Source organism: Coleofasciculus sp. FACHB-1120, assembly GCF_014698845.1.
In the GTDB taxonomy this organism is placed as follows: Bacteria; Cyanobacteriota; Cyanobacteriia; order Cyanobacteriales; family FACHB-T130; genus FACHB-T130.
Map to the genome: position 1 here is coordinate 1 of NZ_JACJTV010000077.1, position 2,310 is coordinate 2,310.

At 40.9% G+C, this 2,310-nt stretch carries 4 protein-coding genes; 2 read left to right on the forward strand and 2 right to left on the reverse strand.

All coding sequences use genetic code 11. The features are described from left to right. Positions 1-103 precede the first annotated feature (103 nt). Together H6H02_RS26495 and H6H02_RS26500 are read right to left on the reverse strand one after the other, a co-directional pair. Positions 104-376, reverse strand: coding sequence for a hypothetical protein (locus H6H02_RS26495; protein ID WP_206757315.1), 273 nt, complete (start codon positions 374-376; stop codon positions 104-106). An 89-nt stretch (positions 377-465) separates the two neighbouring features. Then, positions 466-954: a helix-turn-helix domain-containing protein gene (locus H6H02_RS26500; protein WP_190823406.1), complete on the reverse strand. Its 489-nt coding sequence runs from the start codon at positions 952-954 to the stop codon at positions 466-468. A 278-nt stretch (positions 955-1,232) separates the two neighbouring features. Between H6H02_RS26500 and H6H02_RS26505 the strand changes: the two genes are divergently transcribed. Continuing rightward, a complete protein-coding gene (locus H6H02_RS26505) occupies positions 1,233-1,373 on the forward strand; it encodes a hypothetical protein (RefSeq protein WP_190823407.1) in 141 nt (46 codons plus the stop codon). Between the two features lie 70 nt (positions 1,374-1,443). Next, positions 1,444-2,202, forward strand: a complete 759-nt coding sequence (locus H6H02_RS26510) for a hypothetical protein (protein ID WP_190823408.1) — start codon at positions 1,444-1,446, stop codon at positions 2,200-2,202. Positions 2,203-2,310: the final 108 nt, after the last annotated feature.

Below are 2,310 nucleotides of genomic sequence, written 5' to 3' on the forward strand. Positions count from 1 at the left end.
TGTTTGACAATGAATATGATTTAGCCCTGGCTGTGATGGAGGGCATGGAATCACGAAGTGAACAAGGTGGGTATACGATGGAGCGTTTTAGGTTTAAATCATCCTAGCTACTTATGGCTAAATCATAAGCCTGATGTAAGGGTCCGTTATCTAGCTGAACCACATGAAAGTCTTCCGGGAACTTTTCTGCAAATAGCTCTAAATATTTTTCAAAGCAAATGCTATCTAGATGACAAAATTCATCAAAGAAACTCTCTCCTGTCATTGGCTCTATCAATCCATACAGCCAGAAGTCGTCAAAGCACCATTGTTCTATTCCAACTGGCTGTACTCCTTTAAGAGTCAGTTTTCTAGCCCACAGTGTTATCAGCCCCATTCTCGACTCGTCCCCGCACCAATATCGAATTTTTCGATATTTTTTTACGGTCTCCTCCAGGGGCTTCAGCATTTCTTCTAGTATGAGAGCTATTTTTTTTTAAACTCTTCTACTACTCCTTCTTTTTGTTTGGTGTGAACGGGTCTTGGCACCTTTAACTTCGCCTTCAGTCGATATCGCACCAACTTGTGTGCCACTGTGTACCCTACGTCTAGGTCACACATCGCTTTGAGCCATAATTGGATCTCTTTATAACTTGAGAACCCTTGTGGGTCTTTTAGTTCTTCTCGTAGTTTGGCTTCTACTGGCGGCGGAATCTTTCTGGTTCTTCCGGGACTGGTTTGAATGTTTAATAGTTGTACTAATCCCCCGGCTCGATATTCGCTCAACCATCGCGATATTGTTGTTCTATGCCGTCCTACCAATGTCGCTAGATGCTCGACCGATTCGGCTTGCTTGGTTTTAAGCCAGTAAAGTACCTGTACCCTTTGTTGCATTTTTGCTGTCTTCTGCTGAGTCAACAGCTCTCGCAGTGTTTCCACAGATTCTGATATCTCTATCTTCAGCACTCCCGACATAACTATTCTTGTTCAACAACGGCTTCTGAACTATATGTAGCATTATTTTTGCTAATTAATATTAGTGCTATCTTCGGGTGTTCCAACAAACTGGGCAACACACTGGGCAACAAAGAGCCATTTGATATAAAAAAGTTTAAACTTTGTCTTGCCGATGGATGACGTGACGCTGGTTGCATCAAGGTATGCTGGGCGCTAATGAGATCAATACAACGATGAGATCAATACAACGATGAGATCAATGCAACGATTCGAGGCTACCGCTGACAGCGCTATTGATGGGACTGGACAATTTGGGCACAACTTTTGACATCCATGCCAAACCTACCCTCAATGGAAATTCTGGCTTTGGCTCGTGCCCTGTTATAACATTGTCACCAACGTTGAAGTCCGTAAAAGCTGGCGATCGCCCTGTATAAATCCTTTAGTGGGAGAGATATGAGTTCTTATTAGTCAAGACCTCTCACTCTCAGGAGTATACAAGCAAACATGAGAATTATTAAACAAACTTCCGATCAGCTGATTTTACAAAATCGAGACGCAAGCTCATACAGTTTTATTGCCCTAATTATATTAGTTGCAGGTTTAGGTCTCTTGTTTAGCGGCTTATCATCTCCTGTTAAAGACCGCTTAATTTGCAATCGTACTGAGTCGAATAAAATTAACTGTAATGTCACTAAATTTTATTTAAATGGAAGCAGCATCAACGAAGAAATTAATGAGTTGAAAGGCGCGACGATAAAAGAACATTATTCAGGCAAAAAAGTAAATTACGAGGTGGTACTGCAAAGCAATGTTAGTGAAGTGTCTTTAGTGATTAACGCTGATAGCGGGAGCGAGAAGCTAGCTACAACAGTTAACGATTTTGTAGCGCTTTCTCAACAGCCAACTCTAGAAATACAGGCAACGGCTTGGGGGAATCTTTTTTATTCGGTCTTTGCGGGGTTACTTGCGGCTGGGGTATGTTCAGGAGTTATCTTGGCAGGCTCTATAAAAACTTGCACATTTGATAAGAGCCTTAATCAAGTAGTTTTCCAAGAAAAAAGCTTCATAAAAAAAGAAGAGTTAAGTTTTTCTCTCAATCAAATTTTAGGTTTTAAAGTAGAACGGATTGATAAATTATACGAAATTATCTTAGTGTTCAAAACTGGGGTATATTTAAGTTTAGTTACAGGCCATGTGACCCAAGGCTCTGCTGATAAAATAGCTGGAAAAATCGAAAACTTTCTAGGTATTAAAAAGGCGTAAATATAGCTATCGCCATACAAGTTAGGACACAGCTTGCTGTAGGACAACCTCGATTGCTTCGCGCAAACTTGTCGTATTGCGTCGTTGCTTGCGAATTCGACTTTTCAA

Bases quoted from the DNA above. Each gene is read 5' to 3' on its own strand.
- H6H02_RS26505 (WP_190823407.1), top strand. From the start codon at position 1,233: ATGGGACTGGACAATTTGGGCACAACTTTTGACATCCATGCCAAACCT.
- H6H02_RS26500 (WP_190823406.1), bottom strand. From the start codon at position 954: ATGTCGGGAGTGCTGAAGATAGAGATATCAGAATCTGTGGAAACACTG.
- H6H02_RS26495 (WP_206757315.1), bottom strand. From the start codon at position 376: ATGGGGCTGATAACACTGTGGGCTAGAAAACTGACTCTTAAAGGAGTA.
- H6H02_RS26510 (WP_190823408.1), top strand. From the start codon at position 1,444: ATGAGAATTATTAAACAAACTTCCGATCAGCTGATTTTACAAAATCGA.